Below are 25,236 nucleotides of genomic sequence, written 5' to 3'. Positions count from 1 at the left end.
ATATGACTTGTATCATTGTAGACGATGAGGCTGCTGCCCGGGCTATTGTTAATAAATTATGTTCTAAATACGAAGATTTAGAGGTTGTAGACGAGTTTAATAATGCCATAGATGCAATTAAATTTTTGAATCAACAGGATGTAGATGTGGTTTTCTTGGATATTCATATGCCGGGCTTTAGCGGTGTAGATTTTGTAAAGACCTTAAAAAATTCTCCAAGAATAGTTTTGACTACATCGGATACTGAATTTGCTATTGAAGCGTATGAATATGAAGCCATTGTAGATTATTTGGTAAAACCAATAACCCAACCTCGTTTTGAGAAATCACTACAGAAAATAAAGAATGCGTTAGTAAATAAGGAGGAGAAAGAACAAGGAAATTCTATAGCGTCCAATGTTGAGGAAGACTTGTATATAAATATAGATAGACGATTAATAAAATTAAAGTTAACAGAGGTGCTGTTCGTAGAGGCCAAAGGAGACTATATCGATATTACTACAGAAAGTAAAACCTATCACGTACATACTACATTAAAAAAGATTAAAGAGAAGCTCCCCGAGAAAACCTTTCTACAAATACATCGCTCCTATATTATCAATTTCACAAGAATAATTGATATTGAGGATAACAGTGTGCTTATAGAAAAGAAGGTAATTCCTATAAGCAGGTCAAGTCGTCCAGAACTTATGAGAAGGTTAAACTTGTTATAACCGATGCTACTTTTATTAGAACCGCCAAAGGGTATAATATCCCTCGACTTGCCTCGAAATTAAATATTCATTTCCAAAGAATGCCTCGCGGTAGTTTACTTTCTTAGTTTATTATAAAATAGAGGTTTTTTGGTGAGTAACCATTTCAACTTTATTCCCAACTCCGTAAACTCGAAGCCCGCTGCAGTAGCTGAAGCTATGTTACTATACTTCCCATAAACACTGGCACTAAAACGTTTTGAAAATTGTTGTTGTACATTAGCTTCTGCCCTGAAAATGGTAGTATTCGGGTCATCTTCTACTTTTTGTATCCCCGTTGCGGTACTGGCCATATATGAAGTTTTCTCGGAAAAATTACCACGTATATCTGCAAAAATCTCTAGAGCTTGATATATTTCTGGACTAAAATAGATAGTGGGTACTTGTTCCTTAAATGTAATGTATTGGTAATTTACTCCCATTTTTAATGCCGGTTTTTTTAATAAGGTATAATACAGGGACGTAAAGAGTAGATTACGACTATTAGTATCGCTCTGCTGTGTATGTATAACTTGGGTATACCATCCTAAATTAAAGTTTGTGCCAAGATTATAATTTAGGGAGTAATTGTTCAACACTATTTCACGCTCAATTAGGTCGGCATTAAAATTTTGAACCTCACGCTGATAACCAACCTCTAAATTTTGCATTTTAAAGGGCTGCATGGCTAATTTAACATCCAAGACGGGCTGCGTATAAGCATCATCCATAAATTGAGCGTTGTTAAGACCCACGATGCTTTTGAGCATAACTTTAGGAAATAATTTATAGTGTAGGCCTGCTACTAGTACATGCGAATTGGCCTTATTACCGCTAACCGTATTTTCAGTTGTTCTGTACAAATAGGAGAGGGTAGTCCTAAACTTTGTTGATAGGGGCACATCTACGGTGGTATTGGTAAAGAAAGCATTATTATTACCATTATCAAAAGTATAAGCAGCGTGTTCCTCTATAGTCGGAGTATGTATGGTATTAAGTTTCGCAATAAAGGATGTCGCATCTTTTTGATTTTTATAAATTTCTAGTGTTTTAAATGCAGCATTGTAAGCCGGGACAATACGGTCCGAAGCAAATAGCGCATTGGCAATACCCAAGTTGCCATCAAACGAATACTTGTCGTTCGATAAGATGGCAGCATAACTTTTTACGCTCGTTTTTGAATCACCTGTATATAGACCTAGTGTTGCTCTTAAAGCTAATACCCAATTTCTATTAGGATTTTTAAGTGCTAAACTGTCCAATATTTTTCTGGCTTTAACGAATTTTTGATTCCAGATCAATGCTTGTACATAACGATCGTAGGTTTGTTCTACAAGTGGTGTATCCTTAATTTTCTTGACTTTGGATTTTGCTAGCGTCGCCAGTCTCATAGCTTCTTTATCCTTTTCGCCGATATGTTCTGCCAATACTATACCGTTTAAAGCTATTATGGAATCTTTTGGTGTTGTGGCATATCTTCTATAAATACCCTTCGCTTTGGATACGTCCTTGGTAATGAGATATAAGTTGGCCAAGTTTAGTAAGGCATCTTTATCTTCAGGAAAATCGCTGAATATTTGCTCTAAAAGTTGCTGTCCCCTAAGGTATTCTTGGTTACTTACGAATTTATTAGCGTACCCCAGATACATATACTTTCTAGAGACCTTGGCATTTTCGCTATCCGGTTGCAGAAGTAATGCTTTTTCTACCCAAATGAGTGCCGCTTCGTATTCCTTTAAATTACTTAGGGTATTGGCATACCCTAATAGTGCGCCAAAATTCTTAGGATAATCAGTTACTAAGGCTTTATATAATGGTTTGGCAGTTTTATAGTCTTTTGCCCATAGATATGATTCGCTATAATTAATTCGTATTTCAAAATCCTTTGGATATGTTTCTAACATTTTTGTGAACAAGAGGGTTGCTTTTTTTGGTTCACCGCTTAGACCAACTGCACGGCCGTAGCATAACTGTGCTGTTTTGTTTTCCGGGTCGGTTATTAGGTAGGTTTTAAAAAATGTTTCCGCTTCCTCAAACTTGCCGTTTTCCAATAGCTGAAATCCTGGCTGCATTTTATTTTGAGCGTTTACAAAAGATAGTGTTAAAAAGAAAAACAGGTAATTGATGTATTTATTCATAAATAGTAAGATTATTACTACAAATTTATAACGTTATTATAAGATATTTATTAGAGTTGTGTTGCTTTTGTAAAGGTATGTGGATTCTTAGAAGGTAGGAAGTAGGATATCTGCTGCTCGTCGATAGTAATCTTCCATCTGCCTACAGGTGCCATTTTATAGAGGGTTAAACAAAGATATTTGTTCCAGAAAAACATTTAAACCCAAACAAATGACTACTATAAAAGCAATTGTAACGAAAGTTCCCTCGGAACGGTTGTACTTAGGTAGTATGCTTCTCCTATTTGGAAGCTACTACCTTTACAACCAAATTTCTGCATGGGTAAGGGAGAGTTACTTAGAGGGAACGGATGCCCAATTATTTAAAGCATTAATTATAATTGGAGGAATTGTTTGTAAGTTGGCTTGGTCCGCAGTAATTCTAAGTCTGTTATACACCTTAGCGAATAGCAAAAGTAAAAGCTATACAAGTACAATTATATATCGTTTTGTACGCTATAGTCTAGTCGCTTGGACCGCCTTATTATTGGTAAGTATTCTACAACCCCAATTCATTATTAAAAACTTAACATATGAAAGCAATGTATTTATAGCACCTTATCTGTGGAAATATGTAATTGGGGTATTTTTATTTACAGTTTCTAATGTTATTAGTTATTACTACGTTCTACAAAAACAATTTACGCCCTTATTTTTTTCTATTGTAATCGGGATATTTCAATTTAGTATGCTGTTAATCTTCCATAATGGAATAAATATAGTTATTCATGTGCAGCTAATGGCAATGGTTACACTACTCGTATTACAGATTTTATATTTTGGATATAGTAGCGCAGGCAAAACGATTTCTTAGTTCAGAAAACAACGAAAATAATTGATTTTCAATAGATTATAGATGTTGTTAGAACAGGTTTTACTAGATGAACATAGCTTAATGTTGAAGTAAAAGAATAACACATAATTAAAAATATAGTAAAATTCTTACAATATTTAGAGAAAATTAGCATTATAGTAATATCCTAAATCAAAATTAAATTAATTATGGCAACAGAAATAAGGGAAGTAAACGGAATGTTAAAGATTATAGGTAGTATTAATTCTACAAATTCTCAGGACCTTAAAAAATATTTGGAAAGTTCATTATTAACAGGTAAGGGACTTTTATTGAGTATTGAAAATGTTATGAATTTAGATGCCAGTGGTGCCTTTATGTTAGAGGGATTGTATAAAAAAGCTGGTTTAGAAAATTTAGTGATATCAATTTTCGGTCAAGAGAATAGCTATATCTCTGAGATAATGAATACAACTAATACTAGATATATCCTCAGTAATGACCGTGTATAAGCTTGTACGGAAAAAGATTTCATCAGAGCAAATATTTATGCTCAGCGTGCTTCTGGTTAACGGAGGTAATTATCTCTACAATCTACTTTTAGGAAGGTTATTGGGGCCGGCGGTGTTCGCAGAAGCAGCACTTTTGGTTACGCTTCTACTTGTACTATCGTTTGTAGGAATGACATTTCAACTGGCCTCGGCTAAATTTGCGGTGTTATTAGAAGATACACAATGGGCTCGTTTTCGTTTTAAAATATATAAAGGTGCGCTTTTGGGTGGTTGTGTTGCGATGCTTTTGTTAATTATGCTGGCCTCTAGTTTACAAGACCTTTTTCTAACAAGATCTTCCAACATGTTCATTGTTTTCGCCATTGGTATTCCTATATACTTTGTCATGAGTGTTAATAGAGGTATTTATCAAGGAAAACTAGCATTTAATAAATTGGCCACCACTTATCAAACAGAGATGTGGAGCAGACTTGGTATTACGCTTCTATTGCTTTGGGCTTTACCTTTTGACCCAGCTACAATCGTGGCATTGGGTATTTTAATATCGTTATTTTTTGGGATGTTGCCTACGGATCTAAAGAATTTTAGATTTGACAGGGCCGCTAGATTAACTACAGCCAATACTAAGTTGGTATCTACTTTTATAGTACTCACGGCTTGTTACGAGGGAACCCAGATTATTATCAATAATAGTGACATCTTAATGGTGAAACATTATTTTGAGGCAACACAAGCAGGCCTATACGCCTCCTTGGCATTAATAGGGCGAGTGGTGTATTTTATTGCTTGGATGTTTGTTATGATTTTACTGCCAACCGTTGTGCAACGCAAAAAGGATGGCTTATCCACGGCTCCGGTACTCTTTAAATATGTTTTGATTATCGGAGTGCTTTCCACAATAATAGTAACGGCATGCTGGTTATTTCCCGAGCTTATCGTACAACTTATGTTCGGTGAGGATTATTTAGCTATTTCAAGCTTACTTTGGAAATATGCCACAGCTACCTCACTCTTTGCTATCTCAAATATTTTTGCCTATTACTACTTATCCTTGGACCATTATGTTCCTGTTATTATATCAGGAATCTTGGGCTTTTCACAAATAGCACTAATAGCGTTGTACCATGATAGTTTAGAACAAGTGGTCGTTGTGCAGATTATAGCAATGGCCATTCTATTACTATTTCAACTTGTTTATTTCGTTTATAAAAATAATAAGAACAAAAAAGAACTTTTAAAGGCTGAACCTAATCTTATCCAAAATAATTAATTATGAAACTAGCAATTGTAACAGCATACCCACCCAGTAAAGTAACCTTAACAGAATACGGCTATTATCTGGTAAAACACTTTAGATTGCAACCAGAGGTAGATGAGCTCATATTGATAACAGACCACACCTTAGACGAAAAGGATTTAAATTTTGAAGAGGCCGGTTGTAAAATTACAGTGGCAGAGAGCTGGGATTTTAATAGTTATACCAACATTTTCAGAATTAATAAAACCTTAAATAAAACCAAACCGGATGCTATTCTCTTTAATCTACAATTTTTAAAATTTGGCGATAAAAAAGTGCCCGCTGCATTGGGGCTATTGTTACCTTTTGTCTGTAAGCTGAAGAAAATTCCTTGTATATCTTTACTGCATAATATCTTGGAAAAGGTAGACCTGGAAAATGCAGGTTTCACAAAAAATAAAATACTTCAAAGAATATATGGTTTTATTGGTACCAGTTTAACCCGCTTTGTTTTGGCATCTGATGTGGTCGCGGTTACCATACATAAATATGTCGGTATTTTGGAAAATAAGTATAAGGCGAAAAATGTTGTCCAAATACCTCATGGAGCTTTTGAAACTCCACCTGAACCCAATTATACTTTGCCAAAGGGGCCGAAACAGGTGATGGCTTTTGGAAAGTTCGGAACCTATAAAAAAGTGGAGGTAATGATCGAAGCGGTAGAAAAGATTCGTAAACGTACACAGGAAGATATTGAAATTGTCATTGCAGGTACAGATAGCCCCAATACCCCGGGTTATCTAGAGGCTGTAGCGGAAAAGTATGCGCATGTAAAACAACTTCGTTTTACAGGTTATGTTGCTGAAGAAGATGTTCCCGTAATTTTTGGTGACAGTGCGGTCTGCGTATTTCCTTATACTTCTACAACCGGAAGTTCTGGGGTCTTACATCAGGCCGGGAGCTATGGCAAGGCGGTGGTGTTACCTAATTTAGGAGATTTGGCAACTTTAGTGGAGGATGAAGGTTATAAGGGAGAATTTTTTGAGGCAGAGGATAGTTCTTCTTTAGCGGATGCCATAGAACGCATTCTTACAGATGATAAGAATAGAATACTGCTTTCTAAAACCAATTATAGGGCGGCATGCTCCTTACCTATGTCTACAATTACCCAGATGTATATAGATTGCTTTATAGCAATACAGCAAAAAACGGCCGACTTTTCCATGTTAGATGTAGAACGATATATGGAAAAAGACAATGTAGAGGTTTAAATTATTTTGGTTAGGTTTAATTCTTGAGGCGGCTCGTGGTGGGTCGCCTCTCTTTTTTTTGGACTATTTTGCCAATTCCGAATAGCTCAGTTTTTTATTGCCTGCGGTATCAATACAGCCGTAGTATTTCTGAGGTGTTCTCCGCCAAGGTAACCTACCAACTACAGATGCAGGAACTTCTTCAAAATCATATAAACCCCAAAAGGCGAAAGGAAGCTGTTCTTGCTTAATATATCCCTGAATTTCGTTATAATAGTCTGCCTGTTTTTTTTCACTACCCATAAAACCTTTCCATAAACCACCGTAGGAAGAGGTGCCATATTCTTGTAAAAAAATAGGTTTGTTAGCAGAAACTATTTTTTTTAACGCCTTATATTTTTCCGTAAACTGCCCTAATTCTTCATAATAATGAAAGGAAACGATATCTACTTTTTTAGATAAGTTGATGGCACTTTCCGCGGAAGACCAACCTATGGTAATAGGGTGCTCTGTATCCCATTCTTTTATTTGGGCTATCATTTCCTCTAACCATGCCGTTACCCTATATTTTTTTCTATTATCAAAATCAAGATCGGGTTCGTTTTTTATATCCCATCCAAGTAATGCAGGATGGTTTTTTATGGCATTGACAATAACTTCTGCATGTCTGTGGGTAAGTGTCCAGTCGGTAATATCATAATTCCCGTAGAAATCGAATAAGGTAATCATGACATTAATATCCCTTTCCTCAGCAAAATCAAGTACCTGAACTACTTGGTTTAGTTTATTTTGGTCCACCTTGTTTTTTCCGAAAGCTTCATACGGAATAAAAACACGAATCATATTTAGCCCCATTTCTTGTATGAGCTTTATATCTTTCTTAATGGCAAGACTATCAAAATTATCACCGAACATATTCCAAGCCGCATTCTTGGGATAATAGTTAACGCCTCTTATATGCTTAACTTCTGGGGATAAACCAATTTTATCCGTGGTGTTTGTTTGTAAAGAATCCTGCTCGACTTCCAATAGATGTCTAATGCGCCAAAAGCCATCCTCCAGTAGCATTATAACACGGTAGTTAGTGGTATCTTTTTTTGAAAATAGAAGTTTATCTTTCTTAAAGGTTTGAGAATAACGCGTAACATTATTGTCCTGGAATACTACTAACTGTCCGTCTGCACTAAAGAATTCTAAATCTGGATTGTGGTTGAGTGTAGTGGTCAGTACATGGGTATCTTCTTCTTTGTTGAACGCTAATATGCGCTTTAGTTTCACCAAGGAACTATCCGTATAATAGTCCTTTAAGCCTTGCATATCATTCGTTCTAAATGCTAGATTTCTTACATACCAAGCTCTTTTGTAATCTCTTTCAATTTCACCCAAAATCTGTTTGCTCATAGGCCTGCCTTCACCGATGGTATCCGTCCATTTTACCTTTGGTAAATAAACCTCATGTACTTCCTGCTCCAAGTGTAGCATCGTAGATTTATCCGCTCCCGTATTCAAATAGGACAATATAGCACCAATACCAAAAATTATAAGGGTGTTAATACCTATAAAGGATAAAATCAAAAAGATGCGATATGCGTTTTTTGTTTTACTCATTTGCTAGGGTTATCAATAGCTCCTTAGAAATTCCGGCAGCTTCAACGGTAATGTTGTAAGTACCGATAGGATAAAAATTTTCATCTAATATGTAGGAAGCTTTACCGTCTTTAGTGAATAGCTTTTCCGCTTCATTTATAATATTGCTTTCTGACTTTATGGACAATTGAATACTAAAACCATCAGTTACCTTTTGCTCCATAAAGCTTGTCAAGGGTCCTATAGAGAGTTTTCTTTGCTCTTTATTAAAATTGATAGGATAATCTTCAACTGCGGCTTTAAAACCAACAACGACGGTATTACTTTTTGCAGCCCCAGTGACAAATGCTTTTACCTTCCATGTGTTAGGTTCTTCAGGGTGTAATAATCTTGCTACGGCTCTTCCATGCAATGTGTTGCCTGTAGCATTCATGAATATTCCATTTTGGTTTTCTATGAGAAAATTAATATGCGTACCATCACTAACTATATTACCAAATTTGTCCATAATTTCACTTGTTTGAAATTCTATGATTTGATTGCCATCCGCAAAAGAATGGTCTCTTTGATATTCAATTTTAAAATCGGTAGCCATTGCAGGATACACAATAGTGGCAAGTTGTTTAGAATTAGTCGCGTTGCAATGAGCACTTACCAGAATGCGACCAGATTTTTCGGTAGCATTTATATTCTTCCACGCAATGCTTTCTGCTATAGGAACCTTAAACTGGTTAAATACATCTTCGAACTCACTATTAATTGTAACCATAGTTCCATTATCTAGGGTATTATCATATCTATCTGTAGGAATGTTTACTAACATAGAAAAATCTTCTTTGCCAGCGGTTATTTGTCTAGGGCCAAAATAGGTTTCCAAATAAGTAGTACCAGGATCGGGAGAAATAATAATATGGCCCGTTTTAAATTCCGTATTTTCCAATACTAGCGACCAGTTTAATTTGCCGGCTCTATTACAATACATTGGCGGCAAACAGAAACTCAGTTTATTGGTTTCTTTAGTTGGCTTTAGTACGCTTGTTCCCAGCACATTAGTAATCACTAAAAGAGGTTTTATTCCTTTAGATGTATTAAAAGTGAAGCATATATCCGAGCCTGCGTTGTACTGTTTTTTTTGCGTGATCAATGCTATTGAGTTATTGGTATAATCCTGTATTTCCTCACTCTTTTTAGAACAAGAGAGAACATTTAAAAGGACTAAGAGGTAAATTAGTTTCTTCATTATTTGGGATTACCAATATAACCGTTAAGTTCTATTTTTATAAAATCATAACCATCACCCTTCATGGGTTGTAAAAGTTCTTCTCCATGGGTATTATCTCTATTTGGAAAAATTTTAACCGCTATTTGCTCATTTTCTAGTCCGTTTACGAAACAATTTTCTAAGCCACTTTTCAATATTTTTAATTTTGGTATGGTTGACAGTTCATAATCAAAATACTGCTTTCGTTGCACACGAACACCTTCTCTCATGAATTCGGAATCAACCCATAGCAATTCTTTATTTTCATCATAATAAGAGATAAGTAGTTGAGGTATGGTAACCTCTTGTATACCGTTGTTGAACAAGGTACCCCTTAAACGGTTCTCCGAATGTTCTAAATGCTGTAAGGTAATTGATTTGTAAAGGTCTGTTGTGGCCACATTACCCGCACATTGTAGGTTGAATTTTGTTGGTATTTCCTCTAAATTTAGTTTAGTGAATTCATCTGGATTGAAACTGCTTGGTAGGTGTTCTTCCGGATGAGTCCATGCAATCCCTTCAAAAAGAATTTTAAATGTGGTGGTTTCTTTAGGCATCAGTTTATGCTTCATGTGATATTTGGCGTTGAACTTTGCTAATTCTTCATCTTTGTCATTATATAAAGATGCGGTAATGACCACATCCGCCGGGACATTATCTACATTTTGTAATTCTCCAATAATGACATATTCCCCTGCTTGCTCAACAAGTTTAGCGCTTAATACTTCTAGAACTGGTTGTTTTAGGACATCTTCATGGTGCGTTTGTTGTGTAGTTATTTTACGCCTTCCATGATTATAAAATTGCGTCTCATTGGTGGTGAAAAGTTGGTCCGGAGGTATATCCGTATCAATTTGTTGAGGTACTAAATACCATTTCCCTTCTTTTTTTACCAAATCGTGTATTTGATTTCTAGCTATTTTTTCCAAAGGCGTAACCCATTGCATACCAACATTGGCTATAGCACTATGCTGGGTCTGTTCGCTTACGGCTACACTAATGGCGTTCATCTTTGCATAGGAACTTAATATACCATCGGTCACGGAAACCTCTAACATAAATTGAGACAGGGTTTTGGTTCCGTCCGGATCTAAATAGGAATGCGCCCTTTCAAATTCTTTAAAATCTAGCGCATCATAATAGGAGCGAAGCACATTCTCTGGAGAATTCTGTTCTGAGGTAGTCAAATAGAAACTGTACAAACTCAAGATTAGTGCAATGAGAAGTATCCCGACCCAGGCTAGATTAATATTTATAAGTGCCTTAGGAAAGTTTTTATATTTCTGGGAATATGCTAAATAGTCTGGAGGTACTATAGTCTTCGCCTTTAGGGCTCTGTACCAAATAGATTGAATATTAAAAATAAAAGCTAGTAAAATTGTTCCAAGAGGAATAATGCCCCACATAAGTTTCAGGGTGGTGGAGACTTCATCTTTTGCCAAAATTTTTGGTAAAGGGGGCACATTAAGTTTTTCCCATACCATAATGCCGTTTTCTAATTGCTGCAAGCGTTGCCAACCACAGAAAAATAGTAAAGGATCGTAAAATTTATCGTTAGAAAAGATATATTTTAAATTATATTTTTCCGGAACGGTCAAGAATTGTTGTAAGGACCCTATACCTTCAACACCTCTAAACTTGGAATTTTCTAAACGTTCTATAGCTCTGGTCGTTAATTCTGGAAGCCTTCGGGCAGAATGGTAATTACCGTCAACGGTCATTGCACCTGTTTGTGCCGATAACCAGGCCATTTGGTCACCAAAACCCAAGGGTAAATAACGCCACTGATCATGTTGATCCTGGTTTAAAAAATTAACTATGGGTAACATTTTTATTTTTTGTGGTTGGGATGGTCTAAAGTAACCCAAGCTCATGGTAAAAATAACCATGAATAGGATTCCGCCAGTTAGCAATCCACCCATAATTCTATGATATACAGCACCAAAACGAGTCTGAAGTTTAGCTTTTAAATCTCCCTCTACCATGCGGTACATGAACTCTCCGAAAATAGGAAGCGCCATAATGGTAGCCCACAGGGTAAAACGGTCTAGTGTTAAAATATTAAAAGCTGTCTCACCCAAGATTTTTAAAGGAATGGGAGTTGTACCTCCTGTGCCCAAAATGGTCAACAAGGTAAAGGAAAGTCCAAAAAACAGGTAACGTTTACTATATAATCTGTAAAATAGATAGGGTAGTACAAATAGTAATATACCCCAGGGAATGATAAAGAAAACCAAACCTGATGAGGTCACTTCTAGGAAATTATCCCTAGAACCGTGAGGAATGGGTACTTGGGTTATGGGATTCTTTTTGGTATTTATCCAATAGGGTAAAATACACCCTATGATCAGGACAAGTGAACCCCCTCCGAATTTTACAATTCTCCAAAATAGTTTACGGAATGATTTCCAGAATACCTTGAATGTAATTTTTTTTCTAGTACCTGCCTTGTCAAGTGCTACATCCATAATAACCATACCAATTAATGGGAATATGAAGAAAACCATTCCAAAGATTGGAGTTACATGGTGTGATGTTACCGTGACGGCAATAAGAGATAAACTTGTGAAAAAATACCTTAGTTTCCCTGTTTTTAACCATTGATATATTTCTGGGAAGGAATGCAGTAGAATGGACAAGGCTGCAATACTAGGTAATTGACCAAATATGTGAAGCGTTTCTACAAAGGTCGATGAAAATACAGCTAAGAGCGCAGTGTAACCAGCAACTTTTCTATTTGCGGTCATTAACAAACCAAACCTATATGCTCCGGTTATAAAAAGAACTATGGCAACTAGCGCTACGCTGAACATGCCAAATTTAAGCCCCCCAATGTAGGACAAGAGCGCTATAGATTGATGTACCAAAGGTGGATAACCCTGAACGGTAAACCCGGTATACCATCTATAATCCCAAGGCTCAAACCAGCTGTTTGCATAGTGGTCCGCAAAAAAGAGATGAATGAGCGCATCATAAGTAGACTCTAAAGTGAAGAAAATACTAGAACCATGGAAAGCCAGAGCAATGAATATTGCAACGACAAGCAAGGTGTTGGTATTTTTTTTGGCCATTTTATGTTTAAAATCTTCCACGGATATAACGGGAAAAATTAGTTTTTGGTACAATAATAAACATAAATAAGACGTTATTTGAAGGAAAATACCTACGAAAAAATATAATGTAACTATATCTAAAGATAATGACCATTCGTCTATAGTATTATGCCGGTGAGAGTTTTAAACCAAAGTATCAACTTAAGAAAAATAACTTTATACCGAAGAACCACTATTTTATAACGAAATCCTTATCAAAAAAAATTAAAATAAAATGAAAATACTAGCCATTGATGATCAACAATTGATTTTATTATCGGTAGAAAAGAGACTAAGAGAATTAGGTTATACCATTCGTACCGCGGACACAGGTCAAAAGGGAATAGACCTTTTTGAATCTTTTATTCCAGATTTAGTGATTGTTGATATTAATATGCCGGATATGTCCGGTCTTGAAGTAGTAAAACATATAAGATTCATTAAAGATTCAAAAATTCCGATTATGGTAATGTCGGGTAATACCAACGAAGACGTTATTATGGACGGTTTCACTTTGGGAATTGATGACTACCTTAAAAAACCTATAAGTCTAGATGAGATGGCCGCTAGAATAAAACGCAAAATAGGTGCTCCTGAAAATACTAATCCAATTTTTAGTGAAAAGAAGGAGGGTAGAATGTTGCAAAAAAATTGTGTGGGTGTTGTAATACCATGTTATAATGAGGAGGATAGACTTTCAAGCGGGGAGTTCAGAAACTTTGCACATCAAAACCTTGGTTATCATTTGTGCTTTGTAAACGATGGAAGTACGGATAAAACATTAGAAGTTCTGGAGGAGCTAAGACAGAGCAATCCAGAAAATATAAGTATTTATGATTGTGAGAAAAACGGGGGTAAAGCAGAGGCCGTAAGACAAGGAACACTACATTTAGTAAAAGATACGCAACTAGATTATATTGGCTTTTTAGATGCAGATTTATCAACAGATTTCAGAGATTTTGACGATTTAGTGAAAACGATAGAAACATCAGATTTTAAAATCGTAAGTGGTTCAAGAATTGCACGTATGGGGGCAAACATAACCAAAGAATCAGCACGGAGAATTATAAGTTTAACCATTAATAAAATTATACAGACTATTCTTGGAATGCCTTTTAAGGATACCCAGTGCGGGGCTAAAATTATGGATAGAGAAATTGCCACATTGATGTTCAAGGATAAATTTATTACGAAATGGTTATTTGATGTAGAAATTTTTATGAGGATGAGAAAACATTATGGAAAGACCGAGGCCAAACGATTAATCTGTGAGCAACCATTAAAAAGATGGATTCATGCGGACGGTTCCAAACTTTCTATGAAAGATTCTGTCAAAATTGTTGGCCAGTTAGCACAGATAGCTTACACCTATAAGTAATAGAAAGTAGTTAAGTGCAGCTATAAAAAACGAGTAAAACATGTTGTGTTAGCTACATTAATCGATAAGCTCCTTTAGCTCTTCTAAAGTGAGCGGTTTTCTTATATGACCAGAGATTAGCGTATTACGATTTATATTATCGATGTCGTTCCTATCAATAGTTGAGGATAAAATATGAATAGTGAAGATGTCACCATAAGTCAATATTTTCTCTTTGAACTTTTCAAGAAAAGACCAACCATCGATTAATGGCATGTTTAGGTCTAAAAGAATCAATATTTTTTTGTCAAATTGATTGAAGTCGATATTTGTAAGATACTCTAAAGCATCTCCTCCATGTTGAAAAGTTAAAATATCTTGCGAAGCAAAAAAATCTTTGATTAATCTTTTGAAGCCATATCTAATGATGTGGTCATCATCTATTAATATAACAGTTTTGTATTTCATGTTAGTGTAAATTCTACTACAAAAGAAAGAAAAAACTTACATAAAAGAAAATGTACGATACTATAGTTTTAAAGAAACTAGCTGGGCAGGATTATAAATATGACTTTATTTAAACAAAAAGCCTTCAAATTTTGGAAGGCTTTTTGTGACCTGCTTGGACTCGAACTCACTCTGCTCAGCCCAATCAGAGAAGAGTACCTGCTAAAATACACTCTTTATGTTGACGATTTGTGAACTCTATTATGATAGAAATTATGTCGAAATAACTTTTGAGTAATAGAAATAGACTTTTTGAAGTCTACAAAATAATTTTTGTAAAATTATTTAACCCGATAATATAATATTTAATCTTTCCTTTTCAGTTACGAGATTCAAGAGTAATGTAACCAATGTTACTGCCATAGAGATCACCACGCTTTAATTTTGAATAATATTCAAAAAACATGGTCGGCAAAGGTTCAAAACTGTACAGCATCCTATTTCTAAAATGTCCAAGATGTCACCAAGGTGAATTTTTAGAGGCAAACCCTTATAAATTGAGTAATTTTAATAAGGTGAAAGTAAGATGCCCCAAATGCGAATTAAAATATAGTATGGAACCTAGTTTTTATACAGGTTCAATGTATGTTTCTTATGGTGTTGGCATAGCGGTAGCAGTTGCCGTTTATGTCTTGACCCTAATCTTTGGATTAAGCCTAAAAATATCAACCTTATTTATTTTAATAGTTAGTGCATTGATATTGACAGGACCATATATAGCGGCGGTTTCAAAATCAATATGGGCCAATATCTTTTTCAAGTATGATAAAAAAATTGCAGAGGACATCAAATAAATTTCTATGATACAAGAACTAAAAGAAGGGTATGGAAATCAATTTGAACAAGAATTAATAAATGAAATTGTTCAGGTAGGTACATTCAAAGAGGTACCTGAAGGTTTTAAATTAATGGAAGTTGGTCAATATGTTAAAGGAATGCCTCTTTTAGTTTCTGGGGCAATAAAAGTGTTGCGAGATGATAACAACGGAGACGAATTGCTTTTATACTATCTTGAAAAAGGAGATACGTGCTCAATGACATTAACCTGTTGCATGGGTGATGCTAAAAGTGAGATAAGAGCCATTGCAGAAACCGATGCAAAGCTAATTATGGTACCCATTCAAAAAATGGAGGAGTGGACCGCCAAATACAAATCTTGGCGTAATTTTGTTTTTGAAAGCTATCATAATCGCTTAAATGAATTACTACACACTTTGGATAGTATTGCTTTTGATAGAATGGATATGCGTTTAATTGGCTATCTAAAAGAAAAAGCAAGAATCAACAAAGAAGATACTATTCATAACACCCATCAAGAAATTGCCTATGAACTACACAGCTCTAGAGTGGTCATATCACGATTGCTAAAAAAGCTAGAGCAAATGGGCAAAATAGAACTTCATCGCAATTACATTAAGATTTTAGATTTATAGTTTCTTTGTAACTATTGTTACTGTGCAAGGCTTAGCATCAGTCTACTTTTGGTATCAAATCTATTTTCATGCTTAAGCGTTACTTACCTATATTTCAATGGCTTCCCAATTATAAGAAATCATATTTATCTGGAGACATTAGTGCAGGATTAACCGTTGGAATCATGCTCATTCCTCAAGGTATGGCCTACGCCATGATAGCGGGGCTCCCTCCAGTTTTTGGGCTTTATGCTTCTTTAATTCCACAGGTTATTTATGCCATCTTAGGCACCTCAAGGCAATTAGCCGTAGGTCCGGTTGCCATGGATTCCCTGTTAGTAGCATCCGGTTTAGGTGCACTTGCCATTTCGGGTATCGATGAATATGTGGCCATGGCCATTTTTTTGGCGCTTTTCATGGGAGCGATACAATTGGGTCTGGGGCTATTAAGAATGGGATTTTTGGTTAATTTCTTATCAAAACCGGTGATAAGCGGTTTTACTTCGGCCGCTGCAATTATCATAGGTTTGAGTCAATTAAAACATCTTCTTGGAACAGATATCGAAAGAAGTAATCAAGTTCATATACTGTTAAAAAATGCGTTTATCACAATAACGGAAACGAATTTAATTACGCTAGGTATTGGAGTTTTAGCTATTGTAATACTAAAAGTCATTAAGAAAATTAATAAAGGAATTCCAGCAGCACTTGTCGTGGTGGTCTTGGGTATCCTTGGAATTTACACCTTCGGATTAAATGAACTGGGCGTAAAAATTGTTGGAGAAGTGCCCAGCGGATTACCATCTTTTGGAGTTCCTTCAATTGATTATTCTAGAATTTCAGAGCTTGTGCCCATTGCATTAACCCTTGCTTTAATCGCCTTTATGGAGGCTATTTCTGTAGCAAAAGCAGTTGAAGAAAAACACGATGATTATGAAGTAGACCCCAATCAGGAGTTAATTGCTTTGGGAACCTCAAATATTATCGGGTCGCTGTTTCAATCATACCCCACCACAGGAGGATTTTCAAGAACAGCGGTTAATGACCAGGCTGGTGCAAAGACTGGCGTTTCTCCCATTATTAGTGCTTTAGTAGTGGGGCTCACCCTCTTGTTCCTGACCCCCTTATTCTATTACCTGCCCAATGCTGTATTAGCGGCAATTATTATGGTAGCTGTCTTCGGATTAATAGATTTTAAGTACCCTATAGAGCTTTTTAAAAACCGTAGAGATGAGTTTTTTCTTTTACTGGCAACCTTTCTAATTACACTAACCGTAGGCATTAAAGAAGGAATTCTAATAGGTGTTTTAGTTTCGCTGTTATTGCTAGTTTACAGAACTTCAAGACCGCATATAGCGGTCTTGGGAAGGATAAAAAACACAGACTATTTTAAAAATATAAATCGATTTCCTGAAGACACTGAAACTTTTATAGATTTTTTAATCGTTCGTTTTGACGCACAACTTTATTTCGGGAACAAGGAATATTTCAGAAAAGAATTATTAAAACTAGTAGTACTAGAAGAAGAAATTAAATATGTCATTCTAAATGCAGAAGCTATTAATTATATCGATAGTAGCGCGGTTCACATGATGCGCCAATTAATTTCCGAATTAAAAACCAAAAATATTAAATTTATAATTACTGGTGCCATAGGACCGACTAGAGATATTCTCTATTCCAGTAAGTTGATTCATGATATTGGCAAAGAAAATCTTTTTGTGAAGACGCATGAAGCTCTTGAACATTGCCGAACCTTAAGTGAAAAAACAGCTATTGAAGAAAAAATTTCTTTACAGTCAAAAAATCTTAATAATGTAACATAAGTTACTGTACAGTAGGGTTCTGTCTGCTAATTTTAGGGTATTAATTTTAAATATATACCTATGAAAGTTGAACAGATTTATACCGGATGCTTGGCACACGCCGCATATTACATTGAAAGTAAAGGAGTAGCTGCAGTTTTTGACCCCTTACGCGAAGTACAGCCTTATCTTGATAGAGCTAAAAAAGACAATGCCCAAATAAAGTATGTTTTTGAAACACACTTTCATGCCGATTTCGTGAGTGGGCATCTAGACTTACAAAAAAAGGCAAATGCCGAGATTGTATTCGGACCAGGAGCTAAACCAGGATATAAAGCTACTACTGCTGAAGACAATCAAATATTTGAAATTGGAGACTATAAGGTAAAGGTCATACACACGCCGGGCCATACTATGGAAAGCACCACCTATCTCTTATTGGATGAGAATGGAAAAGAACACGGTATCATTACAGGAGACACCCTTTTTATTGGAGACGTGGGTCGTCCAGATTTGGCACAGCATGTGGTATCTGAACTGACCGAAGAGAAACTTGCGGGTCATTTATTCGATTCGCTCCGAAACAGAATCATGCCATTAAGCGATGATTTAATTGTATACCCCAACCATGGTGCTGGCTCTGCTTGTGGCAAAATGATGAGTAAAGAAACCACCGATACCTTAGGGAATCAGAAAAAAGTGAACTATGCCCTTAGGCCCGATATGACTAAAGAGGAATTTATAGAAGAACTCTTAACCGGACTAACAGCACCTCCAGGGTACTTTCCTCAAAATGTTCTGATGAACATCAAAGGCTATGATAGTTTAGACGAAGTAATGGACCGCGCAACTACAGCCTTTTCACCAGAAGCATTTGAAGCGGCAGCTAATGAAACCGGCGCTCTTGTTCTCGATACGCGTAATGCCGAGGATTTTGCAAAAGGCTTTATTCCCAACAGCATTAATATCGGTTTAGAAGGAAGTTTTGCACAATGGGTAGGTGAAATGATACCTGATGTAAAACAAGAAATTTTACTTGTCACCTATCCTGATAAAGAAGAAGAAGCTATCACAAGACTATCAAGGGTTGGGTATGATAATACCATCGGCTTCCTTAAAAATGGCTTTGCCTCTTGGAAAGACCACGGAAAAGACTTTGAAACCATCAATCGTATTTCGGTATCTGTTTTAGAAAAAGAACTAAGCGGTGAACATCCTTTAGTTATAGATGTAAGGAAGAAAAGCGAGTTTGATTCTGAACATGTTATTGGAGCCATCAATGTTCCTTTAAATCAAATCAACCAAAACCTGGCACAGTTTCCGAAAGACAGAACCTTCATTTTACATTGTGCTGGCGGATATCGTAGTATGATTGCGGCATCTATCTTAAAACAACGCGGTTGGGATGATTTTGTAGATGTCAAAGGAGGATTTGCAGATATCGCTAAAACAGCTATTCCGAAATCCGAATATGTATGTCCATCCACCTTACTTTAAAACCTAAAACATCATGACTAAAAAGGCCTGTTAAAAACAGGTCTTTTTTTTTGATATCTGGTGTGTAACCAATGTTACTGTGTTTGATACAGTCTAATTGTAAATTTACTTCGAATTATGAAATCCAATTAAAATGAAAGTCGAACAAATCTATACAGGTTGTCTAGCTCAAGGCGCTTACTATATCGAAAGTAAAGGCGAAGTTGCCATTATAGACCCATTACGAGAAATACAGCCCTACATCAAACGAGCGAAGCTCGACGATGCTAAAATCAAATATATTTTTGAAACCCATTTTCATGCAGACTTTGTGAGTGGCCATGTCACTCTAGCCAAAGAAACCGGAGCGCCCATAGTTTTTGGACCAAATGCGAATCCGTCGTTTGACGCTATAATCGCAACCGATAATCAAGAGTTCAAATTAGGTGATGTAACAATTAAAGTACTTCACACTCCTGGTCATACTATGGAAAGTACCACCTACTTGTTAAAGGATAAGGATGGAAAAGATCATGCTATTTTTAGCGGTGACACACTCTTTTTAGGAGATGTTGGAAGACCAGACCTTGCCCAAAAAATGGGTGAGCTAACTGAACGCGATTTAGCAGGTTTTCTATTTGATAGTCTTCGAGAAAAAATAATGCCCCTAGCGGACGATGTAATTGTTTATCCTGCACACGGCGCAGGTTCGGCTTGTGGAAAGAATATGATGAAGGAAACGGTGGATACTTTAGGCAACCAGAAAAAAATGAACTATGCGCTCAGGGCCGATATGACAAAGGAAGAATTTATTGAGGAAGTAATTGATGGTTTGTTACCTCCGCCGCAATATTTCCCCTTGAACGTAAAAATGAACAAAGAAGGCTATGAAGACCTTAAAGATGTTTTAGAAAGAGGAACGAAAGCACTCTCGCCAAAAGCTTTTGAAGCTGCTGCAAATGAGACTGGTGCCATTGTTCTAGACGTTCGTAATCAAGATGATTTTGCAAAAGGGCATATTCCCCGCTCTATATTTATTGGTTTGAATGGGGATTTCGCCCCCTGGGTAGGCGCTTTGATTGCCGATGTTAAGCAACCAATACTTCTGGTGACTCCTAAAGGAAATGAAGAAGAAACTGTTACGAGACTCTCTAGAGTTGGTTTTGATAATACCCTCGGATTTCTGGAAGGCGGTTTTGAAGCATGGAAAAAGGAAGCTATGGAATATGACACGGTAAGTCAAGCGACAGCAGAAGAATTAAAATTAGTTTTGGAACAAGATGAGGCTCCAGTATTTGATGTGCGCAAGAAGAGCGAGTATCTTTCGGAACATGTTTTAACTGCCAACAACACTCCCTTGAGTCAACTCAACGAGCACTTGGCGGAGTATCCGAGTAATGCCCCATTTTATGTGCATTGCGCAGGAGGATATCGAAGTATGATAGCAGTTTCAATTCTTAAAAGCAGAGGCATTCATAACCTTATAGATGTGAAAGGTGGATTTAAGGCAATTAAGGAAGCTGGTGTTTCCGCCTCCGAGTTTGTTTGTCCAACAACACTTTAAGCGTTCCTAGAATAAAGTTCAAAGCAGTTTCAAAAGAACTACAAAACAATTAAAATTTGGTTGGTTGATGATAAGGAAACGGGAACTATCAAAGGTTCCGTTTCCTTTTTAGAAAAATTAATTTTTATTAAAACAAAATATATGTCACTATTAAGCACACTTTTTGGAAACAAAAAAGAAACTTCTGATAAAATTATAATCTTAGATAAAAACACCTATGCTGATGCTATTTTGGGTAAAACCGTTCAACTTGTAGATGTTCGCACTGCCAATGAATATGCTAATGGCCATATCAAAAATGCGCAGAATATTGATTTTTTTAGCGCAACTAATTTTAAAGTTGCATTTGAAAAAATGAATAAAGAACAGCCCGTTTATTTGTATTGCAGGTCGGGTGCTAGAAGTCAAAAAGCGGCTGGAAAATTAGTTGATATGGGCTTTTCTAAAATCTATGATTTAAAAGGTGGTTACGCTCAATGGAATTAGAATTTCTGAAACCATCGCAAAAACTAAACATCATCCTATGAAAGCTTCTATCATAATACAAAATTTAAAGTGTGGCGGTTGTGCCAAAACCATAACTGCTAAACTATCCGAAATTAAAGCGATTTCTGATGTCCATGTAAATCTAGATATGGCCAAAGTTTCTTTTAGCTATCAAGATTCTGTAGATGCCCTATTGGTCAAGGAGAAATTAAAATCCTTGGGTTATCCTTCCATAGATTCTAAAAACGGAATTGGCAATAAGGCGAAATCATTTATTAGCTGTGCGGCCGGGAGGATTACAAAATAGTAATACTGGAATTAATTCCGGTTTGTTAGATTAAACCAAAAAATAATCAAACTCAGATTCAATACAAAAGTAAAATCTTGAATTATAGTTTTTTCATAGCTAAGGAATAGTAATTTAATTCTGTATTTTTAGATAAACCAATAAGTACTTAAAAATAGAATTCATGAGCAAAATTTTTAGAACCCTATTGATTATTATGGTAATGACTACAACTATTACGGTAGTTCATGGTCAAAAAAAATTGGATAAACAAGTTATTACAGACTTACAGAAAACACCTAAATATGGTTTTATCCTTACTACGGAAAGGCATTTTAAGGGGGTGCTAAGTATGTATGATTTGCTTATTGAAAATGGTGTTGTAATAGAGGATTATGAGATTGTGGTCAAAGGTAAGGTGGTTACCCAATTGGTAAAAGAATCTGAACTGGAAGCGTTTTTTCAAAAATATAAGGGAAAAGTAAAGGTAAGTGTATGCAGCGTTGCCATGGAAAAATTAGGCGTAGCGGAAGATACGCTTTTTGAAGGTCTCGATGTTACTCCTACCGCCTCGGTACGTATGCTACAATTACAAGCAAATGGTTATAATACTTTGACGTATTAGTTAAAGGAATTTTCTGTAATTACCCTTCTGTAACTGATAAAAATTCTATGATTTCTTATGCGAAATCGTTTGGAAGTTGTGTATCGGGCAGAATATTTTAATAAGTTTTAATTTCAGCCATGGATATCAAAGAGCAAGCCTTAAGTACGTACTTTCCCGAACTGGCAAAGATGCCTAAGCTTCGACAAGAATTGGTCGAAATAAGTTCTATAGTTGATTTTGAAGCAGGTACGGTTATCTTAAGGCAAGGAGAGTACATAAAGGTAATTCCATTATTACTATCGGGTTTTGCAAAAGTCTTCAAAGAAGAAGCGGTTCATGGTAACGAAGTTCTTCTTTATTACATAAAGCCAGGTGAAAGCTGTGTAATGTCAATGACAACCTTAATTAGAAATGGAAAAAGTCAAGTAAAAGCGGTTATTGAAGAAGATGCTAAAGTGTTGATTCTACCAGCAATTGAAGCAATGGCTATTGCTAAAACATACCCGCAATGGAATGAGTTCGTATATGACCTATTTCAAACAAAGTTTGAAGAGTTATTACAAGTTATAGAAACACTTACCTTTTCAAATAAAGATGTACGTTTATTGGAGTACCTTAAAAAAGAGTCAGTGCTAAAAGAGAGTAAAGTCTTAAACACAACCCATCAACATATTGCCAATGATTTAGGTTCCTCTCGTGAAGTAATTTCTAGGCTACTTAAAAAGCTAGAACACGAAGGTCAAATTGGTTTGAAACAAGGTGAGATTCAGATTTTAAACTGATTCTTACCATCAAACTAACAAATAGTACTTTGAAACCTACCCTTCTCACGTTCTCTAGGTTAACTTTTTAGCGCAATTGTAACATATGTCACGGGATTTCATACTGTCATCAGATACATTTGTTATATGAAACTCAACAAAGCAACAAAATTGGTATTGGTCTGCCTCATTTGCGGTGGACTTGTTACAGCCATTGTTCTTGTTGTTGAGTATATAAATCAATAAATATCAAAATATTATGAAAAAAAATATGGGCGGTGCAGACCGCATAATTAGAATTATTATTGCTGCTGTTGTTGGTGTTTTGTTTTGGCAAGGTATCATTGCAGGAACTTTAGCATATGTATTATTAGCATTAGCGGCTGTTTTTGTGCTAACCAGTTTTGTAAGTTTCTGCCCCTTATACTCGTTGGTAGGGCTCAATACTTGTAAGGTCAAGAATAAGTAACGAATCTTTTAAAATGATGTAGAAGCCTATTCTTTTTTAAGGGTAGGCTTTTTTAATACTAACGAAATACGTCATTGCGAAATAATTAGACTTGTGTAACCAATGTTACTGATAAGGCAAAATATGGAGGTTATTTTTAACAGAATATCAAAACCACCAAATAAATGAAATCACATCGTCAAGTACTTATCATAGGAGGCGGAACTGCAGGAATTATGGTTGCAGCACAATTATTGAGTCAGAAAAACGCAAAAGATATAGCCATAATAGAACCGGCGGATACTCATTATTATCAACCAGCCTGGACATTAGTTGGAGCTGGAACCTACGATTATGACAAAACTGCTAGACCAATGTCCTCCATTATTCCCAAAGGGGCTGAGTGGATAAAGGACAAGGCAACGGGTTTTGACCCCGATAACAATTCGGTAAGTACTGCAAGCAATGGTACAATTACCTATGACTATTTAGTTGTAGCCCCTGGATTGGCTTATGATTTCAGTTTAGTTCCCGGGCTTGGGGAAGCAATTGATAAAGGTGTGGTTTGTAGCAATTACACCGACCCTAAGCACACTTGGAACGTTATTAAAAACTTTAAAGGAGGAACAGCACTTTTTACACAGCCAACTACGCCTATTAAATGTGGAGGTGCTCCTCAAAAAATTATGTATTTGGCCGAAAACCATTTTCGTAAAAGTGTTGTGAAGAAAAAAACCGACATTGTTTTTGCAACAGGTGGCACCGTTATCTTTGGTGTTAAAGAAGTTGCTAAAACATTGATGGAAGTTGTTGATAGAAAGGATATCAACTTACGATTTCATCATAAACTGGTCGCCGTGGATGGTGACAAGCAAATTGCATGGTATAAATTAGGAAAGGATATAACCGCCGGAGGTTGTGTGGTTATGTCAGGTGAAGATACCGAGAAGCATTTGGACGAAACGTTTCAATATAATTATAAGGACGTAAAAGTAACCGTGGACGGTAACAGATACGGCATTCACTATGATATGCTGCATACTGCTCCGCCTTCGGTAGCCCCAAAATTTGTCAAAGAATCGGATTTAGTCAATGCTGCCGGTTGGTTAGATGTGGATCATAAAACGATGCAACATAACAAATACGCCAATATTTTTGGATTGGGCGACGTTGCGGCATTACCAACAGCTAAGACTGGGGCGGCAATAAGAAAACAAGTTCCTATCGTGGTCGATAATCTTGATTTATTGATGAAACATGATAAGATTGGAAACAAAGCGTATAATGGTTATTCTTCTTGTCCATTGGTTACCGACTACGGCAAAATGGTATTAGCGGAATTCGATTATGGTAATAATTTCACTCCCGACCCCAAATTAAAACAAATGCTGATTTCAGATTCTTCAAAAGAACATTGGAGACTTTGGATGTTGAAGAAATACGGACTCCCGTATTTGTACTGGAACAAGATGATGAAAGGAAAAAATGTTTAGTAACAATTTAAAATGAATGATATGTCTATTAAAATGATTTTACCTCTGGTATCGTGGGAAAACGGCATTTGGATGATTGGGCTTTTTGCAGTAGTTTGTATTTTGATTATTGGTGCCGTTTTTTTTATGATGTCAAATGGTAATAAAAGTGAATAGTATGTAAGCTAATACAGTAGGTGTCTAGAACATTTTATTCTCGCTAGCAGTTATTTTTTATTCACAGGTTTTGTGAGCTTTTATCTGCTGTACCGATTGGTATGACTTAATTCCTGTCCAGGAAAATAAGGATACTTCTAGGTAATGTCAAAGCAGTCTTATGTACACAAAATGACCTCATTTACAGAGATTGCTTTAGTGTTGACCAATTATGAATGGAACCGGTGCTTTACCATTT

Annotated in this window: 22 protein-coding genes; 17 read left to right on the top strand and 5 right to left on the bottom strand. The window is 36.0% G+C overall.

The genetic code is table 11. The features are described from left to right. Nucleotides 1–2: 2 nt before the first annotated feature. The gene (locus tag SJY09_RS07510) at nt 3–713 is read left to right on the top strand and encodes a LytR/AlgR family response regulator transcription factor (RefSeq protein ID WP_396638336.1); all 711 of its coding nucleotides are present in this window, start codon (nt 3–5) and stop codon (nt 711–713) included. A 95-nt stretch (nt 714–808) separates the two neighbouring features. Here SJY09_RS07510 and SJY09_RS07505 read toward each other — a convergent pair whose 3' ends face one another. After that, a complete protein-coding gene (locus SJY09_RS07505; RefSeq protein ID WP_396638335.1) occupies nt 809–2,869 on the bottom strand; it encodes a tetratricopeptide repeat protein in 2,061 nt (686 codons plus the stop codon). Nucleotides 2,870–3,080: 211 nt separating this feature from the next. On the opposite strand from SJY09_RS07505, the gene SJY09_RS07500 reads away from it, so the two are divergent. From SJY09_RS07500 to SJY09_RS07485, 4 genes are all read left to right on the top strand, one after another. After that, on the top strand, nt 3,081–3,722 hold the full coding sequence (locus SJY09_RS07500) for a hypothetical protein (RefSeq protein WP_396638334.1): 642 nt from the start codon (nt 3,081–3,083) through the stop codon (nt 3,720–3,722). Between the two features lie 188 nt (nt 3,723–3,910). Beyond that, nucleotides 3,911–4,213: an STAS domain-containing protein gene (locus SJY09_RS07495; protein ID WP_396638333.1), complete on the top strand. Its 303-nt coding sequence runs from the start codon at nt 3,911–3,913 to the stop codon at nt 4,211–4,213. Then, complete coding sequence (locus SJY09_RS07490) at nt 4,200–5,483, top strand: sugar isomerase (RefSeq protein ID WP_396638332.1); 1,284 nt, start codon at nt 4,200–4,202, stop codon at nt 5,481–5,483. Before SJY09_RS07495 ends, SJY09_RS07490 begins: the two co-directional genes overlap by 14 nt. A gap of 2 nt (nt 5,484–5,485) precedes the next feature. After that, the gene (locus SJY09_RS07485; protein ID WP_396638331.1) at nt 5,486–6,721 is read left to right on the top strand and encodes a glycosyltransferase; all 1,236 of its coding nucleotides are present in this window, start codon (nt 5,486–5,488) and stop codon (nt 6,719–6,721) included. A 63-nt stretch (nt 6,722–6,784) separates the two neighbouring features. Here the strand turns inward: SJY09_RS07485 and SJY09_RS07480 are convergent, their stop codons facing one another. From SJY09_RS07480 to SJY09_RS07470, 3 genes are read right to left on the bottom strand one after another with little or no spacing between them, the layout of a single operon-like run. Beyond that, nucleotides 6,785–8,308: a cellulase family glycosylhydrolase gene (locus SJY09_RS07480; protein WP_396638330.1), complete on the bottom strand. Its 1,524-nt coding sequence runs from the start codon at nt 8,306–8,308 to the stop codon at nt 6,785–6,787. Further along, nucleotides 8,301–9,527, bottom strand: coding sequence for a hypothetical protein (locus tag SJY09_RS07475; RefSeq protein WP_396638329.1), 1,227 nt, complete (start codon nt 9,525–9,527; stop codon nt 8,301–8,303). Before SJY09_RS07475 ends, SJY09_RS07480 begins: the two co-directional genes overlap by 8 nt. Beyond that, on the bottom strand, nt 9,527–12,619 hold the full coding sequence (locus tag SJY09_RS07470) for a hypothetical protein (RefSeq protein WP_396638328.1): 3,093 nt from the start codon (nt 12,617–12,619) through the stop codon (nt 9,527–9,529). Before SJY09_RS07470 ends, SJY09_RS07475 begins: the two co-directional genes overlap by 1 nt. A 256-nt stretch (nt 12,620–12,875) precedes the next feature. On the opposite strand from SJY09_RS07470, the gene SJY09_RS07465 reads away from it, so the two are divergent. Beyond that, nucleotides 12,876–14,018 (top strand): response regulator, encoded by a 1,143-nt coding sequence (locus SJY09_RS07465; protein ID WP_396638327.1) that lies wholly within the window; start codon nt 12,876–12,878, stop codon nt 14,016–14,018. A 57-nt stretch (nt 14,019–14,075) separates the two neighbouring features. Here SJY09_RS07465 and SJY09_RS07460 read toward each other — a convergent pair whose 3' ends face one another. Beyond that, on the bottom strand, nt 14,076–14,465 hold the full coding sequence (locus SJY09_RS07460; RefSeq protein ID WP_396638326.1) for a response regulator: 390 nt from the start codon (nt 14,463–14,465) through the stop codon (nt 14,076–14,078). A gap of 443 nt (nt 14,466–14,908) precedes the next feature. Here SJY09_RS07460 and SJY09_RS07455 point away from each other — a divergent pair, with 443 nt between their 5' ends. The 11 genes from SJY09_RS07455 (at nt 14,909) to SJY09_RS07405 (ending at nt 24,842) form a co-directional block, all read left to right on the top strand. Beyond that, nucleotides 14,909–15,298 carry a DUF983 domain-containing protein gene (locus tag SJY09_RS07455; protein ID WP_396638325.1) on the top strand — a complete coding sequence of 130 codons (390 nt, stop codon included), beginning with the start codon at nt 14,909–14,911 and terminating at the stop codon, nt 15,296–15,298. A 6-nt stretch (nt 15,299–15,304) separates the two neighbouring features. Beyond that, on the top strand, nt 15,305–15,937 hold the full coding sequence (locus SJY09_RS07450) for a Crp/Fnr family transcriptional regulator (RefSeq protein WP_396638324.1): 633 nt from the start codon (nt 15,305–15,307) through the stop codon (nt 15,935–15,937). 68 nt (nt 15,938–16,005) lie between these two features. Further along, nucleotides 16,006–17,742 carry a SulP family inorganic anion transporter gene (locus SJY09_RS07445; protein WP_396638323.1) on the top strand — a complete coding sequence of 579 codons (1,737 nt, stop codon included), beginning with the start codon at nt 16,006–16,008 and terminating at the stop codon, nt 17,740–17,742. 60 nt (nt 17,743–17,802) lie between these two features. After that, entirely contained in the window at nt 17,803–19,218 is a 1,416-nt protein-coding gene (locus SJY09_RS07440) for a rhodanese-like domain-containing protein (protein WP_396638322.1), read from the top strand. Nucleotides 19,219–19,351: 133 nt separating this feature from the next. Beyond that, the gene (locus SJY09_RS07435) at nt 19,352–20,761 is read left to right on the top strand and encodes a rhodanese-like domain-containing protein (protein ID WP_396638321.1); all 1,410 of its coding nucleotides are present in this window, start codon (nt 19,352–19,354) and stop codon (nt 20,759–20,761) included. Nucleotides 20,762–20,902: 141 nt separating this feature from the next. Continuing rightward, the gene (locus tag SJY09_RS07430; RefSeq protein WP_396638320.1) at nt 20,903–21,247 is read left to right on the top strand and encodes a rhodanese-like domain-containing protein; all 345 of its coding nucleotides are present in this window, start codon (nt 20,903–20,905) and stop codon (nt 21,245–21,247) included. 37 nt (nt 21,248–21,284) lie between these two features. Next, on the top strand, nt 21,285–21,554 hold the full coding sequence (locus tag SJY09_RS07425; protein WP_396638319.1) for a heavy-metal-associated domain-containing protein: 270 nt from the start codon (nt 21,285–21,287) through the stop codon (nt 21,552–21,554). A 163-nt stretch (nt 21,555–21,717) separates the two neighbouring features. Beyond that, nucleotides 21,718–22,158, top strand: coding sequence for a DsrE family protein (locus tag SJY09_RS07420; RefSeq protein ID WP_396638318.1), 441 nt, complete (start codon nt 21,718–21,720; stop codon nt 22,156–22,158). Nucleotides 22,159–22,277: 119 nt separating this feature from the next. Then, on the top strand, nt 22,278–22,922 hold the full coding sequence (locus SJY09_RS07415) for a Crp/Fnr family transcriptional regulator (RefSeq protein WP_396638317.1): 645 nt from the start codon (nt 22,278–22,280) through the stop codon (nt 22,920–22,922). 238 nt (nt 22,923–23,160) lie between these two features. Continuing rightward, nucleotides 23,161–23,370, top strand: a complete 210-nt coding sequence (locus tag SJY09_RS07410) for a DUF2892 domain-containing protein (RefSeq protein WP_396638316.1) — start codon at nt 23,161–23,163, stop codon at nt 23,368–23,370. A 164-nt stretch (nt 23,371–23,534) separates the two neighbouring features. After that, nucleotides 23,535–24,842, top strand: coding sequence for an FAD/NAD(P)-binding oxidoreductase (locus SJY09_RS07405; RefSeq protein WP_396638315.1), 1,308 nt, complete (start codon nt 23,535–23,537; stop codon nt 24,840–24,842). Nucleotides 24,843–25,236: the final 394 nt, after the last annotated feature.

Origin of the sequence: Maribacter sp. R77961, assembly GCF_044594925.1 — a bacterium.
GTDB lineage: Bacteria > Bacteroidota > Bacteroidia > Flavobacteriales > Flavobacteriaceae > Maribacter.
The sequence above is the reverse complement of the archived record's forward strand: the minus strand, read 5'-3'. Positions and strand labels throughout refer to the sequence as shown.

What these genes read in the sequence shown, in the direction of transcription:
- SJY09_RS07510 (WP_396638336.1), top strand. Translation starts at nt 3, where the DNA reads ATGACTTGTATCATTGTAGACGATGAGGCTGCTGCCCGGGCTATTGTT.
- SJY09_RS07505 (WP_396638335.1), bottom strand. Translation starts at nt 2,869, where the DNA reads ATGAATAAATACATCAATTACCTGTTTTTCTTTTTAACACTATCTTTT.
- SJY09_RS07500 (WP_396638334.1), top strand. Translation starts at nt 3,081, where the DNA reads ATGACTACTATAAAAGCAATTGTAACGAAAGTTCCCTCGGAACGGTTG.
- SJY09_RS07495 (WP_396638333.1), top strand. Translation starts at nt 3,911, where the DNA reads ATGGCAACAGAAATAAGGGAAGTAAACGGAATGTTAAAGATTATAGGT.
- SJY09_RS07490 (WP_396638332.1), top strand. Translation starts at nt 4,200, where the DNA reads ATGACCGTGTATAAGCTTGTACGGAAAAAGATTTCATCAGAGCAAATA.
- SJY09_RS07485 (WP_396638331.1), top strand. Translation starts at nt 5,486, where the DNA reads ATGAAACTAGCAATTGTAACAGCATACCCACCCAGTAAAGTAACCTTA.
- SJY09_RS07480 (WP_396638330.1), bottom strand. Translation starts at nt 8,308, where the DNA reads ATGAGTAAAACAAAAAACGCATATCGCATCTTTTTGATTTTATCCTTT.
- SJY09_RS07475 (WP_396638329.1), bottom strand. Translation starts at nt 9,527, where the DNA reads ATGAAGAAACTAATTTACCTCTTAGTCCTTTTAAATGTTCTCTCTTGT.
- SJY09_RS07470 (WP_396638328.1), bottom strand. Translation starts at nt 12,619, where the DNA reads ATGGCCAAAAAAAATACCAACACCTTGCTTGTCGTTGCAATATTCATT.
- SJY09_RS07465 (WP_396638327.1), top strand. Translation starts at nt 12,876, where the DNA reads ATGAAAATACTAGCCATTGATGATCAACAATTGATTTTATTATCGGTA.
- SJY09_RS07460 (WP_396638326.1), bottom strand. Translation starts at nt 14,465, where the DNA reads ATGAAATACAAAACTGTTATATTAATAGATGATGACCACATCATTAGA.
- SJY09_RS07455 (WP_396638325.1), top strand. Translation starts at nt 14,909, where the DNA reads ATGGTCGGCAAAGGTTCAAAACTGTACAGCATCCTATTTCTAAAATGT.
- SJY09_RS07450 (WP_396638324.1), top strand. Translation starts at nt 15,305, where the DNA reads ATGATACAAGAACTAAAAGAAGGGTATGGAAATCAATTTGAACAAGAA.
- SJY09_RS07445 (WP_396638323.1), top strand. Translation starts at nt 16,006, where the DNA reads ATGCTTAAGCGTTACTTACCTATATTTCAATGGCTTCCCAATTATAAG.
- SJY09_RS07440 (WP_396638322.1), top strand. Translation starts at nt 17,803, where the DNA reads ATGAAAGTTGAACAGATTTATACCGGATGCTTGGCACACGCCGCATAT.
- SJY09_RS07435 (WP_396638321.1), top strand. Translation starts at nt 19,352, where the DNA reads ATGAAAGTCGAACAAATCTATACAGGTTGTCTAGCTCAAGGCGCTTAC.
- SJY09_RS07430 (WP_396638320.1), top strand. Translation starts at nt 20,903, where the DNA reads ATGTCACTATTAAGCACACTTTTTGGAAACAAAAAAGAAACTTCTGAT.
- SJY09_RS07425 (WP_396638319.1), top strand. Translation starts at nt 21,285, where the DNA reads ATGAAAGCTTCTATCATAATACAAAATTTAAAGTGTGGCGGTTGTGCC.
- SJY09_RS07420 (WP_396638318.1), top strand. Translation starts at nt 21,718, where the DNA reads ATGAGCAAAATTTTTAGAACCCTATTGATTATTATGGTAATGACTACA.
- SJY09_RS07415 (WP_396638317.1), top strand. Translation starts at nt 22,278, where the DNA reads ATGGATATCAAAGAGCAAGCCTTAAGTACGTACTTTCCCGAACTGGCA.
- SJY09_RS07410 (WP_396638316.1), top strand. Translation starts at nt 23,161, where the DNA reads ATGAAAAAAAATATGGGCGGTGCAGACCGCATAATTAGAATTATTATT.
- SJY09_RS07405 (WP_396638315.1), top strand. Translation starts at nt 23,535, where the DNA reads ATGAAATCACATCGTCAAGTACTTATCATAGGAGGCGGAACTGCAGGA.